Annotated in this window: 13 protein-coding genes and 2 tRNA genes; 5 read left to right on the top strand and 10 right to left on the bottom strand. The window is 37.6% G+C overall.

Translation table 11 applies throughout. The features are described from left to right. On the top strand, positions 1-1,719 hold a 1,719-nt coding region (locus JCM15579_RS19440; protein WP_157471568.1), incomplete at its 5' end, for a DUF4114 domain-containing protein. A gap of 50 nt (positions 1,720-1,769) precedes the next feature. On the opposite strand, the gene JCM15579_RS19435 is transcribed toward JCM15579_RS19440, so the two are convergent. From JCM15579_RS19435 to JCM15579_RS19415, 6 genes are all read right to left on the bottom strand, one after another. Further along, on the bottom strand, positions 1,770-2,744 hold the full coding sequence (locus JCM15579_RS19435; RefSeq protein WP_054722897.1) for a hypothetical protein: 975 nt from the start codon (positions 2,742-2,744) through the stop codon (positions 1,770-1,772). Positions 2,745-2,800: 56 nt separating this feature from the next. Then, complete coding sequence (locus tag JCM15579_RS21675; RefSeq protein WP_245625991.1) at positions 2,801-3,133, bottom strand: phosphoribosylglycinamide synthetase C domain-containing protein; 333 nt, start codon at positions 3,131-3,133, stop codon at positions 2,801-2,803. Next, entirely contained in the window at positions 3,133-4,068 is a 936-nt protein-coding gene (gene purD, locus JCM15579_RS19430; protein ID WP_245625990.1) for a phosphoribosylamine--glycine ligase, read from the bottom strand. The genes JCM15579_RS21675 and purD overlap by 1 nt, the downstream gene beginning before the upstream one ends. Before the next feature lie 148 nt (positions 4,069-4,216). Further along, the gene (locus tag JCM15579_RS19425; protein WP_054722896.1) at positions 4,217-4,834 is read right to left on the bottom strand and encodes a polysaccharide deacetylase family protein; all 618 of its coding nucleotides are present in this window, start codon (positions 4,832-4,834) and stop codon (positions 4,217-4,219) included. Then, positions 4,834-7,896 carry a glycosyltransferase family 117 protein gene (locus JCM15579_RS19420; protein WP_054722895.1) on the bottom strand — a complete coding sequence of 1,021 codons (3,063 nt, stop codon included), beginning with the start codon at positions 7,894-7,896 and terminating at the stop codon, positions 4,834-4,836. The genes JCM15579_RS19425 and JCM15579_RS19420 overlap by 1 nt, the downstream gene beginning before the upstream one ends. Before the next feature lie 237 nt (positions 7,897-8,133). After that, positions 8,134-11,187 (bottom strand): glycosyltransferase family 117 protein, encoded by a 3,054-nt coding sequence (locus JCM15579_RS19415; RefSeq protein ID WP_054722893.1) that lies wholly within the window; start codon positions 11,185-11,187, stop codon positions 8,134-8,136. Between the two features lie 170 nt (positions 11,188-11,357). Between JCM15579_RS19415 and JCM15579_RS19410 the strand changes: the two genes are divergently transcribed. Then, a tRNA-Gln gene (locus tag JCM15579_RS19410) sits at positions 11,358-11,428 on the top strand. Positions 11,429-11,707: 279 nt separating this feature from the next. On the opposite strand, the gene JCM15579_RS19405 is transcribed toward JCM15579_RS19410, so the two are convergent. Continuing rightward, a complete protein-coding gene (locus JCM15579_RS19405) occupies positions 11,708-12,073 on the bottom strand; it encodes a hypothetical protein (RefSeq protein WP_054722886.1) in 366 nt (121 codons plus the stop codon). 155 nt (positions 12,074-12,228) lie between these two features. Here JCM15579_RS19405 and JCM15579_RS19400 point away from each other — a divergent pair. Then, a tRNA-Gln gene (locus JCM15579_RS19400) sits at positions 12,229-12,299 on the top strand. A gap of 46 nt (positions 12,300-12,345) precedes the next feature. On the opposite strand, the gene JCM15579_RS19395 is transcribed toward JCM15579_RS19400, so the two are convergent. Further along, complete coding sequence (locus tag JCM15579_RS19395; protein WP_054722884.1) at positions 12,346-12,618, bottom strand: acylphosphatase; 273 nt, start codon at positions 12,616-12,618, stop codon at positions 12,346-12,348. A 167-nt stretch (positions 12,619-12,785) separates the two neighbouring features. Here JCM15579_RS19395 and JCM15579_RS19390 point away from each other — a divergent pair, with 167 nt between their 5' ends. Beyond that, positions 12,786-13,664 (top strand): radical SAM protein, encoded by an 879-nt coding sequence (locus JCM15579_RS19390; protein WP_172677478.1) that lies wholly within the window; start codon positions 12,786-12,788, stop codon positions 13,662-13,664. Between the two features lie 97 nt (positions 13,665-13,761). Here the strand turns inward: JCM15579_RS19390 and JCM15579_RS19385 are convergent, their stop codons facing one another. After that, positions 13,762-13,959, bottom strand: a complete 198-nt coding sequence (locus JCM15579_RS19385; RefSeq protein WP_054722882.1) for a hypothetical protein — start codon at positions 13,957-13,959, stop codon at positions 13,762-13,764. A 67-nt stretch (positions 13,960-14,026) separates the two neighbouring features. Continuing rightward, a complete protein-coding gene (locus tag JCM15579_RS19380; protein WP_054722880.1) occupies positions 14,027-15,544 on the bottom strand; it encodes a Do family serine endopeptidase in 1,518 nt (505 codons plus the stop codon). A 78-nt stretch (positions 15,545-15,622) separates the two neighbouring features. On the opposite strand from JCM15579_RS19380, the gene JCM15579_RS21070 reads away from it, so the two are divergent. Beyond that, on the top strand, positions 15,623-15,814 hold a 192-nt coding region (locus JCM15579_RS21070), incomplete at its 3' end, for a hypothetical protein (RefSeq protein WP_218186256.1).

Here is a 15,814-nt window from a genome sequence, read left to right as displayed (position 1 = left end):
ACATACAGTGATAAGTTGGTTATTGTAAACGATATTCCGGCCGGAACAACAAAATCGGTAAAATCAGATTTCGAAATTGACCCAACAAAAAACTATGCCTTTAAATTAAGAGCCGAAGTTGATGCTCCAAAAGTTAAAGGTGAATACGTTCAGGCAACACATGTTAAAATAGTTGGTGACATGGCCTTTGTAACTTACAACACCAAAGGTCCTGAATACAACGGTGGCGTTGAATTGTTTAACATAACCGACAAAACAAAACCAATTCTTCAGGCGCAAGCTATGTTTCACGATGTTGACATTAGTGCAGTAGATTATTACAACGGAAAACTATATTTGGCTGGTGCACATGATCCTGACATACTTGGATTTGTTTATGAATCACCAGCAATTCTTATTGAATTGGAACTTAGCCCATCAGGCCAAATCTTGTACGTCTCTAACACATACGACATTGCCTCATATGTTGCAACTGATGTTAAGGTGGATGAAAACTACATTTATGTAACCAGTGGGTCCAATGGCAAACTTACCGTTTTAAACCACAATTTCACTTTAGCTGGATACAAGGATATTAATGATGCCAGATCTGTTGCAATCAATACTGATCACATCTATGTTTTAGAAGGAACAACTCCTCAGTTGCATAAATTTTCTATTACAGATTTATCAGGACCTGAATTTATTGGTTTGAATGGACCTGTTACAGCAGAATCGAAAACAGAAATCGACGTTACTGATGACTTATTGTTGGCTGCTTTGAATGAAGGTGGGCTCGACATTAGAAATTTAGAAGGTGAGCTTCTTGAACATTTCGACAGACCCCCTACACCAGAAGGAAGATTAGAAGAAAACTACGTAACCAATTCCGTTGCTTTAAACGATGAACTACTCTTGATTGGTAATGGTGGTGCAGGCTTATATGTAGGCGCTATCATTCCTGAAATAGATGATGAAGTATTGCTAATGGGTAGTATGGATTTTGATGCTTCTGTAAATTTTGTTGAGTCAAAAGATGAATGCATTTTTGTGGCAGCAGGAACTGGTGGTCTTAAAATTTTAAGCATCGAAATGGATGAAGGTATTCCTGATGACATCATCCCTACTAAACCCTGTCCAACCTTAATTGACAACATTATTGCAATGTTCCCTAACAATAAGGACAATAGAGATGATCATGCTGACTTATTCACGGATGAAAACAAATTGATTCTGAAGTTAAAGAAAGAATCGCCTGTATATCTAACATTTATTGATGAAAGTGCTGGATGGAGAAATTCTTTGGCTTACTACACTTACGATGCGGGAAACCCTCCAACTGGTGAAGATGAGATTGAACTTCATATGTTATTCCCTAATGTTTCGAAAGAAGGAGAAGGCGGAGGATTAAAATCTGGAGACAGAGTTCAATTGGGAGATGCAGCTTTCCCTGAAAATACAGTTATTGGTTTCTGCCTTATTGCTAAAGGATGGAAAAATGGTGCAACAACCGATGGTGTTTACAAGCACTATACCAATACTGAATTTAATGAGTTTGGAAACCAACAGCATGTTTTGTTTATAGAAAAGAACTGTAAGGATATCGTACTTTGTTTTGAAGATGTTAAACTTCCAGACGGAGATAAAGACTACAACGACATTATATTCGCAGTAACCGATAATGAAGAGGATAATCTAGTTGCAACTGCATTTGATACCGAAAACATTATCGAAAAATAATCACAACCACTTTGTTATGAAGATGCCAGCTCTATTGAGTTGGCATTTTTTCATCCCAGAAAGTGAACCAAAATACTGGCCACAACAAAAACAATAAACAAAATTTCCCTTAGCCAGGAATATCTGCTTAAAACAAAATAATGACTAATGATAAAGGTAGTAGGTATCAAAAGAAGAAAATACAATTCAGTCCCAGCCGAAGAAAAAATAAAATAGTTCCCAATCGCAGTTAAAAAGAATACAAACAAAATCATGAAGTATTTTCTCGAACTGATTTTCTTCTCTTCTACCACATTCGCCATAAATGCAGAAGCAATCAAAACAAAAGCAGCTAAAATACCCCAGTATACTTTCTGGAATATGGAATATTCGGCACTAAACTCAATTTTATACAAGGAGGCTACTGTTTGCAGTAATCCAGTCAAATCATCATTAAGAAAATACCAGCTTGATACAACAAATATAGGCAATAAAAATCCCACTAAACCTGCAAGAATCTCACGAGGTCGAAAGTATCCCAGAAATGCCAAAGCTACCCAAAACCATAAGAGATAAACACCCGAAAAAAGGTAGGTAACTGTAGCCAATCCAATAAACATTCCAGCTTCGAATGATTTAGCTAAAGTGTTTGATCCATGATATATAGCAAATACGCAATCAATAGCAAAAAACAGTAAGAAACTTGCCAATAGTGCTGGATGCATTCCATACAATGAAACAGTACCCGTTGCTATTAAAGCAAAAACAAAAGCTGGCAAATCGGTTCTTTGCCTGATAAAAACATATCGCTCGTTTAATCGCACTGAAAGCAACGACAAGAGAATTAAAATAATCGATCCTACAATATTTAATGCGATAATGCTGCCCCCCGTAATTTGTTGGAGTAAATTGTAAAGTGGCATTTGACCTTGCCCGATAGTTAAGGATACTGGAGAAAGAAATGCTTTAATCCATAACAACAAGAGTAAAACTGGCACCAAAAACAATAACAAATAGTGCCTCCCTTTAAGCGTTTTTAGCAGCATGTAGAAATATTTGATTGCGGTTTCCAGTAGGTTCCGGAAAACCGCAATAGATTATTTTATAAGTCGAAACCGATATCTCTACGGTAATATTTACCTTCAAAATCGATTAGTTCAGCGTTTTTAAAAGATGATGTCAAAGCTTCTTTCATAGTATCTCCATAAGAACTAACCGAAATTACTCTACCACCATTGGTAACAACATCTCCATTAGAGTTTGTTGTTCCTGCATGGAAAACGATACTTCCTTCCACTTTTTCAAGATTCTTGATCGCTTTTCCTTTTTCGTAAGCTTCCGGATATCCACCAGATACCAACATAACAGTTGAAACAGTTCTTGAATCCATTTCAAAATCAGCCTGATCCAATTCTTGCTTAGATACAGCTTCCATCAATTCCAATAGGTCTGATTTGATTCTAGCATAATCACTTCAGTTTCCGGATCACCCATTCGCACATTGTATTCAATTACATAAGGATCTCCCTCCACATTCATCAGCCCAATAAATACAAATCCTTTATATGGAATATTGTCTTTTTGCAAGCCCTCGATTGTTGGAGCAATTACACGCTCCTCAACTTTCTGCATAAAGTCACCCTTAGCAAATGGAACTGGAGAAATAGCTCCCATTCCACCAGTATTCAAACCGGTATCGCCCTCACCTATTCTTTTGTAATCCTTGGCTTCGGCAAGAGTTCGATATGATTTACCATCAGTTAATACAAAAACAGACAATTCAATTCCAGATAAGAATTCTTCGATCACTACACGGTTTCCAGCATCGCCGAACATTCCGCCCAACATCTCTTTCAATGAATTCTTAGCCTCATCAAGATCTTCTATAATCAACACCCCTTTACCTGCTGCCAAACCATCAGCTTTTAACACATACGGAGCTTTCATTGTTTCAAGAAAAGTCAATCCTTCCTCTAGATTTTCCGTTGTTATACTTTTGTAAGCTGCAGTTGGGATATTGTGTCGGAACATGAATTCTTTTGCAAAATCCTTACTCCCTTCTAATTGAGCTCCCAATTTTTCTGGTCCAATAACAGGAATTTCTTTGATCTCCTCATCATTTAAAAAGAAATCGTGAATTCCATTCACCAATGGATCTTCAGGGCCAACAACCACCATGTTGATATTATTGCCCAAAACAAACTTCTTAATGCCATCAAAATCATTTGGATTAAGATTTACATTTTCTGCAATTTCTGCCGTCCCTGCATTTCCAGGTGCAACAAAAAGTTTTTCCAGTTTTTTGCTTTGATTGAATTTCCATGCGAATGCATGCTCTCGGCCTCCTGACCCCAAAAGAAGTACTTTCATCTGTCAAATAAATTGAATATCATCATCAATACTAGCATTTAAGCATGATCGGTAAAGATGATTTTGTTATAAAATGGTATTGATCGACAGCAAATTTAAGGATTCAATTGCAGTTATCCTGACTGATATGCAATGAATTTGCATTTTTCTAATGGCAAACGCCAAATTCATATCCTTGCGCATGTAATTCATCGATTAAACGAGGAATAGTATAGCGCATATTCTTTTCTGATTTTAGATGATTGTGGAAAAGAAGTATTGAACCGGGACGCACTTTTTCCAATACATCTCGATAACATCTCTCAGGAGAAATATCTTGTCTGTAATCGCCGCTTAATACATCCCACATTATGATTTTATAATCAGTTTGCAGATATTTTGCTTGCGAGCGTTTAATTAACCCATATGGCGGACGAAATAACTTAGAATCGATGAATTCAGAAGCCAAAATAACATTCTCAACATACTTTTGCGTATTGTTGTACCATCCTCTAAGATGATTGTGAGTGTGATTGCCCACAGCATGTCCTTCTTTAACAATTTTTCGATACAGATTAGGATACTTACGAACATTGTCTCCTACGCAAAAGAAAGTTGCCTTTATGCCTTTCTCTTTTAACAAATCCAAGGTCCACATCGTAGATTCTGGAATTGGGCCATCATCAAAGGTCAGATAAACCTTTTTCTCACCTGAATTGTACCTCCACACAAAGTCGGGAAATAACCTTCTGATTATTCCCGGCGCTCTCAACCACCTTAACATCATTATCCCTTCCTATAATTCCCTAACAACCTCTTAAATTCCAATTCTATTTTCTTGTTCAGATCTATCTGTTCGTATCGTGCCGTAATTTGATACAACTCCTGCATCAAGTACAAATTTCTGTTTTGCCAACGAGGATATTCTGATGTCGAAACTGGAGTCAGGCTGGCATAATAATCCAACTCTTGCACCAAACGTTCCGAAACCTCTTGAACCAACTGATTTGCCTTTTCATATTCCGCAGCTCGATAGTAAGCTTTTGCGATTAAAACTCCCCAATAATCCAAAGGAACTCTATCATTTGGGATCAACTCCACACACTTATCAAGTGCCATAACAGCTGAATCTCTTTTTCCCTCATCCATTAAAGTTTCTGCCAATCGCAAATAATTATTGCGCATACTCAAAGTCATTCTAGAACAAGTTTCATCCAAATATACATCAGGATCTTCTATATTTCCCCACCTAAATTTTTCAAGCATGTTGGTATACATCTTCGATCCATTAACTCTACCAACTTGCCCATCTTCGTTTTCTGTTTTTATTGGAACCAATCGATAAGCAAATCCTTCTAACTGGAAATATTTTTCCAATCCATAATAACCATTCGATGGAACCGTAATTGCAAAATACATTGGTCTTTTCCAATTATTTTCCAACAGCATATTATACAAGCATAATCCAGCTTTCTCAATATAATTTCCTTTTATCTCCCACTCCAACTGATCCACAATCAAAGCAGAATCTTTCTCATTTGCTGTACCAGTTTTTAGAATTTGTTCCCTGTCAACTGCCATTCTAAATTTACTGGCAGGAAAGTGATCAATCCTTTCATCATAACCATAAATGTTTTTGGTACTTTCCTTATCGCTTAAAACATACTCCAAGGCATCTTTAATATCCAATCCATTATACTTCTCTACATAAGCTTTCAGTCTTGGATCATCTATCAAATAAACAATATCTCGCTTTCCTTCCAGGTATTTATCTTTTGTCATTGATATTGGAAGTGGTGCCGAATCGTAGTTCTGCTGCTTCATTTGATCGATATACCAATCCGTAGACAGGTAGCTCAAATTGCAAACACGAACATCGGTGCGAATTCCCTCTACTTCCTGCAAATACCAAAGTGGGAAAGTATCATTATCACCCATGGTGAATAGAATAGAATTGGGTTCGCAAGAATTTAGATAATTGTAAGCCATATCGCGAGCCAAATATCTTCCCGATCTATCGTGATCATCCCAATTTTGTTGAGCCATTAATCCCGGAACAGCGACAAAGCAAATTGCGAATACAGCAGGAACTGCAATTTTCTCTGATTTCAGAACCTTCTTGCTGGTTTCTAAAATGGCTAAAAATCCCAAACCAATCCAAATGGCAAAAGCATAAAACGATCCTGCATAGGCATAATCTCTTTCGCGAGGTTGCAAAGGAGGTTGATTCAAATACAATACAATGGCAATTCCGGTAAACACAAATAACAACATTATCACCCAGAAGTCTTTCTGGCCTGCACTGTTCTTTCGATATTGATAGAGCAATCCTGCAATTCCCAATAACAAAGGCAGGAAATAATACTTGTTACTTCCTCTATTATTTTTCATGTGATCCGGACGAAGAGATTGATCTCCCAATCGCCAATTGTCCACAAATGGAATTCCCGATATCCAGTTTCCTTCTACCACTCCTCCATACGATTGTTTATCCGATTGTCTACCTACAAAGTTCCATAAGAAATAACGAACATACATGTAATTCACCTGGTATGAGAAGAAGAATTTTAAATTCTGACCAAAGCTCGGTATTTCTTTCTGCTCAGGATTAATACCAGTCCATTTGGCGTACTCCTCAGGATTCTTTCCAGTCATCCCTTTGGTGTGCATTCTAGGAAAAATTGATTTGTGCGAATCTTTAAAATTTGCCTTTGTTTTCTCGAACGAAACCACATATTTTCCATCCTTCTTGATGTACACATTCTTATCTTTTACAAATCGTTTATTTTCAACCAAAGGCGAATTAAAATACTGGCCATAGATTAATGGTGTATCACCATATTGCTCGCGATTTAAATAGGATAGTAATGTATGTAAATCTTCAGGATTGTTCTGATCCAAGCTAGGATTTGCATTGGATCTAATCATGATTACTGCATAGGATGAATATCCAATTAAAACAACCGTAAATGCCATCAGAATTGTATTGGCAAGAACTTTTTGCTTTTGAATGGTATATCGAACTCCCCAAACAATTGCTCCAATTACAGCGAGTATGAATATGATTAAGCCAGAATTAAATGGCAGTCCAATTACATTTACAAAGAACAGATCGAACAAGAATGCAAGTTTCACAACTCCAGGAATAATTACATACATGGCACCACCAAGCAACAGTACCGCCAATCCAAGAGCTTTGATAACTCCATTTCGTGTAGGAGTATAATTCTTAAAGTAGTACACCATAACAATGGCTGGTATCGCCAATAGATTCAACAGGTGAACACCAATTGATAAACCCATTAGGTAAGCAATCAAAATAATCCATCGGTTGGCATAAGCCTTATCCGATTCGTTCTCCCATTTTAAAATACACCAAAATACAACTGCCGTAAATAGAGATGATGTTGCATACACCTCTCCTTCTACTGCCGAAAACCAAAAAGTATCGGAAAAAGTATAAGCCATTGCGCCAATAAAACCGGCACCAATAATTTTCCAAACTTGTATTCCAACAGGATCTTCCTTACTGGAAACAAGTTTTTTTGCCAAATGTGTTATGGTCCAAAACAAGAACAAAATTGTAAAGGCACTTACGATGCCCGAAAGTGCATTAATCATTAATGCTACATTCTCGGTTCCACCTGCGAACAATGCAAAAAATCGTGCTAATATCATAAAAAATGGTGCTCCCGGAGGATGACCAATTTGTAATTTGTATGATGCGGTTATAAACTCTCCACAATCCCAGAAACTAACAGTAGGTTCAAGAGTTAAGAGATAAACGATGGCCGCGATTGCAAATGACAACCAACCAAAAAGCACATTGATTTTTTGATATTTGTTCATATCAGGCGAAATAAGGGTTTTATTAAATGGTGATTAAGCATCGAAGATACTACTTTCCGAAAAAAGTATTGTTTTTAATTATGTGAAAAAAACTTAAAATAAAACTGTGACTTATTGTAAATCTGATACCGACAAGTACTTTTCCCTTATCAATCCTAATAATTTAATGATTAAACCAAATTCAAAAAAAAAGGCCGTCACAACAATGACGGCCATTCTCTATATAAGTTTTAGATATTATTCTGTGTAGGATTTAAACAATAGTTCGAATTTCTGTTGTGTTTTGTCCTTCAATTCCGTTTGCTCACCCATTTCAGCTAGACCCAACAGCATCTGAACCACTCTAATCTCTCTTTCCTGTTCGTTTCGGAAACTCTTAGCCAATTCTGGTTGCAATGAGAAGTAATAATTCAATTTATCGTAGGATTGCTGTGCCATCTCATCAAATAAAGCATTTGCCTTATCTACAGCACCAGCTCTGTAATACTCCTGAATAAATCCAATCAAGCTATTGTCATATGGAATCTTACTGGTTGGCAACTCTTCCATACATCTATCCAATACTTTAACTGCTTTTTCCATTTTTCCCTCATCGTTTAACTGGCTTGCCAAACGACTGTAGTTGGAACGGAAACTCATGATATTAATGGTTAAGATATGGAATTGATCCATGTATACATCTGGTTCTTTAATACGACCAAATTCAAACTTGTTCATGAAATTATCATACAGAATATCCGTATCAATTCGTCCAATTTCCAATCCATTAGATTTTGTTTCGATTGGAACCAAACGATAAGCTGCTCCTTCTAACTGGAAATATTTTTCCAAACCTAAGAAACTGCTTGTTCCCATACCAACCGAGAAATAAATTGGTCTTTCCCAATTGTTATTGGCAATAATATCATAAACCATGATATCATTCTTATACAGATAATTTCTCTTGATTTTCCAATCTAATTTCTTCTTAATCAAATGTGCATCATCAGGTCGAACTGTACCGTTGTTCACTACCTTAGCCGAATCCACTGGGATGTATACATTTCTTCCTGGGAAGTAATCCAACTTTCTGCCAGTTTGCATTTCAACTTTGGAAGCTTTGTTGTCGCTTGCAACAAAATTCAACATTTCCTGCAACGATTCTTCACCTTCTAAGCGTTCAAGAATAGGTATTTGCTCGCGTTTCCCTGGCTCTACCTTTTCCGGTCCAAAACTCATCGGTATAGGATCTGAATCATAAGCCTTGTTACGCATTTGATTGATGTACCAATCTCCAGCCAAAAGACTCAAATTCACGATTCGGATATCTCGGCGAATCCCTTCCACTTCCTGCGCATACCACAATGGGAAAGTATCATTATCACCATAGGTAAACAAGATGGCATTTGGCGCACAAGAGTTCAAATAATTCTTTGCATAAGCCAAAGTTGCATAACGGCCCGAACGATCATGATCATCCCAGTTTTGTTGTGCCATTAATCCCGGAACGGCAACTAAACACAATCCAGTAATTAAACCTGCACTTAAAACTTCAGGCATTTTCTTTTTCAAGCTTTGATACAAGCCCATTACACCAAGACCAATCCATATCGCGAAAGCATAGAACGAACCTGCATAAGCATAATCACGCTCACGTGGTTGTTGTGGATACTGATTCAGGTAAACCACAATGGCCAATCCTGTAAAGAAGAACAACAACATCACAATAGAGAAATCCTGCTTTCCTTTCTTGCCTGATCTAAACTGGTAAATCAAACCAATTAATCCCAGTATAAATGGCAGGAAGAAATAGTTATTGCGCGATTTCTTATTCTTTAACTCAGGATACAATTTATCTTCGTTTCCAACTTTTGCTCTATCGACAAATGGGATACCCGATACCCAATTCCCATGCAAAATTCCGCCATGGCCTTGAATATCGTTCTGACGACCAACAAAATTCCACATAAAATATCGCCAATACATCCATCCAACCTGGTACTTAAAGAAAAACTGAAGGTTTGATCCAAAACTTGGTTTGTAAGCCACTTCGCCATTGCTCAATGCAATTGGGTTATCTTTTTTCACATTGCCCCAAAACTCATACTCTCTAACATGATTATCGCGAGAAGAGTACATACGAGGGAAAAGTGTTTCGAAACGAGGGTCGAATTCATATTTTTGCTTGCGCGATGCAATTACATATTTATTGTTTTTCTGAATGTAATTCGGTTTGGTTTCCACCAAATCAACAGCCGGAGCATTGTAATACTCACCATACATCAATGGTCTGTCGCCATATTGCTCGCGATTCAAATAAGAAAGCAATGCAAATACATTATCCGGGTTATTCTCATCCATTGGTGGATTTGCCGACGAACGAATTACAATCATTGCAAATGATGAGTAACCAATTACAATCACCATAAAAGCAGTTACAATGGTATTTAAAACCACATAGTTCTTTTTAATGGTATAGTTAATTGCCCAAATCACAAAAGAAATCAGCAATACTGCATACACCATTACACCTGTATTGTAAGGCAATCCAAATCCGTTTACAAACATCAACTCGAACCACGATGCTACTTTTACAACACCAGGAATAACGCCATACATCACTACTCCTAAAATGGCTACCGCAATAGCTCCTGCAGCGATAATTCCATTGCGAGTAGGTTCATACTTTTTAAAGTAATACACAAAAACAATGGCAGGAATGGCAAGCAAGTTCAATAAGTGAACCCCAATCGACAATCCCATTAGGTAAGCAATCAAAATAATCCAACGGTTGGCGTACTTCTCATCAGCCACATCCTCCCATTTTAACATTGCCCAGAAAACAATTGCTGTAAACAATGAAGACAATGCATAAACCTCACCTTCTACTGCCGAAAACCAAAAGGTATCAGAAAAAGTATAAGCCAAAGCTCCAACCATTCCGGTTCCCATAATTGCATATAGATTTCCTTTAGAAAGTTCTTCGCCCTTGTCAACTAATTTTTTCGCAAGATGAGTAATCGTCCAGAACAAAAACAGAATTGTAAATGCTGAAGCCAAAGCAGACATTACATTTACCATTAAAGCAGCTTCGGAAGGACTTGGTGCAAAAAGTGCAAAAAATCGAGCCATAATCATGAAAAGAGGGGCTCCTGGAGGGTGACCAACCTCTAAACCATAAGCTGTGGTAATAAATTCTCCACAATCCCATAAACTGGCAGTTGGCTCAATAGTTAACAAGTAAGTAATGGCAGCTATAAGAAAAGCGACCCATCCTAACACATTATTAACCAATCTGTAATTCGACTTCATCTTGTGTGTATTTTTGTTTTTTTAATTGATTCGTAGTGAAATAATCTGAACGAAAATAGTCAAATTTCAGGGTTTCCCTTGAATTCCTACAGAATATTTTTCCGATTTTGTTTGCACACAAAAAAAAATTACTACATTTGCAGAGTCTTTACGAAAAGACGCATTATGATTGACCCATGGTGTAATGGTAACACATCTGGTTTTGGTCCAGACGTTTAAGGTTCGAGTCCTTATGGGTCAACTTAAAAAAGCTTCGAAATTTACTTTCGAAGCTTTTTTTGTATTCATACTTATGTATCATATTTGGACTCCCAATTGAAATTCGGAGCAATTGAATTTCCATATTAGGCATCGAAAAAATCCATTCGCAAAACACCCCTCTGGCTATCGCCTCCCGAAATCTTTCGGGATCCCCCAAAAGGGAGGAATTTAATTCGATCTTAGAACTTCAAAATATTTAAAGCATTATTTTCTCTGTACTTTTCCACATTTCCAGACTCTTCAGGACTTTTCAAGACTTTTATACTACTTTGGTAAACCTAAAACTGCCGGCGATTCCCTGATCATCCAAACTTTCTCCCTCAATAATGGTTTCATTAATCATCATTCCTTCCCAGGAGTCCAATTCATATCTTATATCGTAATCGGCATGGATGATATCATATTCAGTGGCTCTTATTTTTATTCTATTCTGGTAGATTTCTCCTTCAATTTTTTCCTGAATCATGAAAGTTTCATCGGAATCGGCATTCTCCGAAAAAATAATTTTGCCAGACAATTTCTTTCCTTCCTGCACCAAAATTAACTCTCCCTGGGCCGTCCCATAGCCATAATCCTCTTCGTAAATCCACTTTCCAGTTAAAGATTCAATTTTTTTTTCTTCCATTTCCAAACCTCTTTCAAATTGACAATGAGAAGCATTCAAGTGCTCCTATTTCCTAATGCAAAAAACTTCGCAATATTTTTGTAATTTTTCGTTTTGACGTAAAAATATTTCCACTATATTTGCAGCGTCTTAGTCAGAAAATGACTGTATGGTATTGACCCATGGTGTAATGGTAACACATCTGGTTTTGGTCCAGACGTTTAAGGTTCGAGTCCTTATGGGTCAACTTAAAAGCTTCGAAATTACTTCGGAGCTTTTTTTATTTTATCCCATTACCTGATTTCAAATCCCGAATAATCCTTTACTCCAGCATCGCAAATATTAACACGATCAACCCTGGCCCAGTCTGGTCCTTTCTTACACCACTCGCAAAATAATTCAACAGCCAATTCATCCCCTTCTGCTTCTACATAAACCGTTCCATTTACCTGGTTCTTTACAAAACCATTCACACCAAAACGCTGCGCCGCCTTTCGGGTATGATACCGAAAGCCTACACCTTGTACTTTTCCAAAAACAGTGATATTTACTGATTTTTCTGCCACAAACGAATCAATTACAATTTTGAGTTACGAAGTTAAGAAATTTAAGTTAGGAACATGATCTCCTCATGAAGACGCAGATTTTCATGATGCTTATGATTTTATATGATTTCAATCATTTATACTTACAGACGTTGCATGCAAGCTCCCTACGTATTATTTTTGCCCTCATGATCCAATACGACGAACCATTATTCCGCCCGCCAAGCGAGGCCTATTCATTTATATTGCAGGTAACATTAGGATGTGCCTGGAACAAGTGTGCATTTTGCGAAATGTACAGCAGCAAGCAATTTCGCACTCGCAAAGAGGAAGATATTTTTGCCGATATCGATTCTATGCAGTCCTATGCCAATCATTATCGCAAGGTATTTTTGGCCGATGGAAATGCCATGGTCCTTTCTTTCGACAAGCTTTCGCGCATATTGGACAAATTAAACGAGAAGTTCCCAAGACTTACCCGCGTATCGGCCTATGCTTTGCCTAAAGACATTGAGGCCAAAACCGACGAAGAACTACAACAATTGGCGGCCAAAGGATTAAAGTTGCTATACGTAGGAATCGAATCGGGCGATGATGAATTGTTGGGCAGAATCAACAAATCGGAGAACTACGAGAGCACTGCCAAAGCTTTAAAAAGAGCGCGTGCCGCAGGAATAAAACTTTCGGTAATGATTTTAAACGGACTTGGTGGTAAAAACTACTCCCACCAACATGCCTTGAATTCTGCCAAAGTGGTGAACGAAATTCAACCAGAGTTTCTTTCAACCTTGGTTTTAAGCTATCCGTATGGCGAAGATCATTTTGCCAAAAAGTTCGATGGAGAGTTCATTCCTTTAAACACGGCAGAGCTAATTGCCGAAATGAAAGTCTTTATCGAAAACCTGGAACTGGAATCAACTGTTTTCCGCAGCGATCATGCTTCCAATTATTTGGTTTTGCGTGGCAATTTCCCTCGCGACAAACAGGAAATGCTCGATAGAATTAATGCAGTTCTCGACGATCCTGCCAATGCAAGATTGCGCGAGGAATGGATGAGAGGATTGTAAAAATTAACTCCTGTGAATTATATCTATCGAAAAATATTAAAGAAGAGTCTATCCAGTTTACACCGAATAGACTCTTTTTAGAAAATAAGCAAAGAGACTAAGATAATGGAACCAAGCTAGTATTTACGATCTCATCGATGATATCCTTTCGATTGTTAAAACGCTCCTTCAGCCAGTTTAATAACTTTTCCTGATCATATTCATCCAGCCAATTCATCGATTTAATTAACTCTTTTCGAAATAAATTTTCCTGATCGGCAACAGCCTGCAAAACAAACTTCTGATGTTCTAACATATCTGATAATTATTTAATTATTAGAAAATCTACTTAATATCTATAATTACATCTAAATCAATTGTACTTATTCACCAATGCCAAAGGCGTAATAATATTGTCCCGGATAATCAGGGTAAACTCCTTTAAGCATCACACCTCCCGACTTCCCTTTCAGAACGGTTTTTAAGTCTTTCAGGCTTTCTACACGTTTATCATTCACATGTGTGATTACAAAACCCTCCTTCATATTGGTTTGATTTCGCAGTAAACCGGAATTCAGCTTTTCAATCATTAAACCTTTTGGCACATCCAGTTTTGAAGCTTTTTCCTCATCCACTTCAATGATTTCAGCCCCCAGTTTTGAAAGGATATCCTGTCGATTGGTGCTGCTAATTTCGCTTTCGCCCTGCGCATTCTTTAAAGTAACCTCAAACTCTTTGGTTTTTCCAAAACGATTCACTCCTACCAACAATTGATCTCCCGGACGGTGCTGACCAATTATTTCGAGTAAATCAGAAGATGTCTTTACCGTATTCTTGTTCACTTTGACAATCACATCTCCTTTTTGAAGGCCTGCCTCTTTTGCAGAGCTTTCATTCATTAGGCTATCAACATACACACCCTCGGTAACATCCAATTCTTTTTCTTTGGCAAAGTTTCCATCTACACTTCGGATGGTGATTCCCATATAACCCCGCTGAACAAATCCGTATTCTAGAATATCTTCAACAACCTTACTCACAATATTCGATGGAATCGCAAATCCATAACCTGAATAAGAACCTGTTGGACTCGCAATAGCAGTATTAATACCTATTAAACCTCCTTTTAGATTTACCAAAGCTCCACCACTATTTCCAGGATTGATTGCCGCATCGGTCTGAATAAAGGATTCTATAGCCGATTGCGACTGCAGAATATTGATATTTCTGCCTTTTGCACTAACGATACCCGCTGTTACTGTCGAATTTAAATTAAAAGGATTTCCAACTGCCAAAACCCACTCTCCAATTTCCACATCATCAGAGTTTACAAATGGTACGTGAATCAATTTCTTTTCTTTAATTTGAATCACAGCCAAATCGGTTGTTGGATCGGTTCCGATCACCTTCGCTTTGTACACCCTATTATCGTGTAGGCTTACTTCAATATCTTCAGCACCATCAATCACATGATTGTTGGTAACAATGTATCCATCGGAGCTAATAATGACTCCCGAGCCAGTTCCCACCCTGGTATATGGTCCTCTTTGCTGCGGTGTTCTTTGTTCGAACTTAAAGTGTGGACCAAAAAAATCCTTCAGCATATTGTCGTTGAAAAAGTCTCTAAAAGGTGACGGAACTTCCTGTCTGCTTTGAGTTCCTTGAATATGGGTTGATTTAATATGCACCACAGCATCCATCACTTTCTTGGACACATCAGTAAATTGCAAGGGAACCACTTCCCCATTGTGGTTTACCGTGTATGCTGCGCCGACAACGGGTGCAGAATCTATATGCTTAATGGTATAGGTTTTATCTTCCTTATTAAAGAAAATAAATCCAACAGATGTAATTGCACTGGCAATGAATGCAACTATAAATAATTGAGCAATTTTCTTCATAACAAATCTCTTTAATGTTTAAAATCTTACTACTAGCTTGATAACTGCCGAATACACAACTAAATTAAACGCCACTCAATGACGCAAAACATGTATTGGCTCAATGGGCATTGGAAGGTCAAGTTGCTTATGCGCAGAAAACTTTTAGAAAGAAGGGGAAGTTTCGAACTTTGTTCGAAAATCACCCCGCCGCACTTAAAGTTTTCAAGTATCAGTAGTTTGACCTTACACGCCCTAGATTTTTTGCCTACTTTTTCATCAATGGAAAAA

Source organism: Marinifilum fragile JCM 15579 (genome assembly GCF_001310955.1).
GTDB classification, from domain to species: Bacteria; Bacteroidota; Bacteroidia; order Bacteroidales; family Marinifilaceae; genus Marinifilum; species Marinifilum fragile.
Note: the sequence above shows the minus strand (reverse complement) of the source record. Positions and strands in the feature narration are given on the sequence as shown.

What these genes read in the sequence shown, in the direction of transcription:
- JCM15579_RS19435 (WP_054722897.1), bottom strand. Translation starts at nt 2,744, where the DNA reads ATGCTGCTAAAAACGCTTAAAGGGAGGCACTATTTGTTATTGTTTTTG.
- JCM15579_RS21675 (WP_245625991.1), bottom strand. Translation starts at nt 3,133, where the DNA reads ATGGAAGCTGTATCTAAGCAAGAATTGGATCAGGCTGATTTTGAAATG.
- purD (WP_245625990.1), bottom strand. Translation starts at nt 4,068, where the DNA reads ATGAAAGTACTTCTTTTGGGGTCAGGAGGCCGAGAGCATGCATTCGCA.
- JCM15579_RS19425 (WP_054722896.1), bottom strand. Translation starts at nt 4,834, where the DNA reads ATGATGTTAAGGTGGTTGAGAGCGCCGGGAATAATCAGAAGGTTATTT.
- JCM15579_RS19420 (WP_054722895.1), bottom strand. Translation starts at nt 7,896, where the DNA reads ATGAACAAATATCAAAAAATCAATGTGCTTTTTGGTTGGTTGTCATTT.
- JCM15579_RS19415 (WP_054722893.1), bottom strand. Translation starts at nt 11,187, where the DNA reads ATGAAGTCGAATTACAGATTGGTTAATAATGTGTTAGGATGGGTCGCT.
- JCM15579_RS19405 (WP_054722886.1), bottom strand. Translation starts at nt 12,073, where the DNA reads ATGGAAGAAAAAAAAATTGAATCTTTAACTGGAAAGTGGATTTACGAA.
- JCM15579_RS19390 (WP_172677478.1), top strand. Translation starts at nt 12,786, where the DNA reads ATGATCCAATACGACGAACCATTATTCCGCCCGCCAAGCGAGGCCTAT.
- JCM15579_RS19385 (WP_054722882.1), bottom strand. Translation starts at nt 13,959, where the DNA reads ATGTTAGAACATCAGAAGTTTGTTTTGCAGGCTGTTGCCGATCAGGAA.
- JCM15579_RS19380 (WP_054722880.1), bottom strand. Translation starts at nt 15,544, where the DNA reads ATGAAGAAAATTGCTCAATTATTTATAGTTGCATTCATTGCCAGTGCA.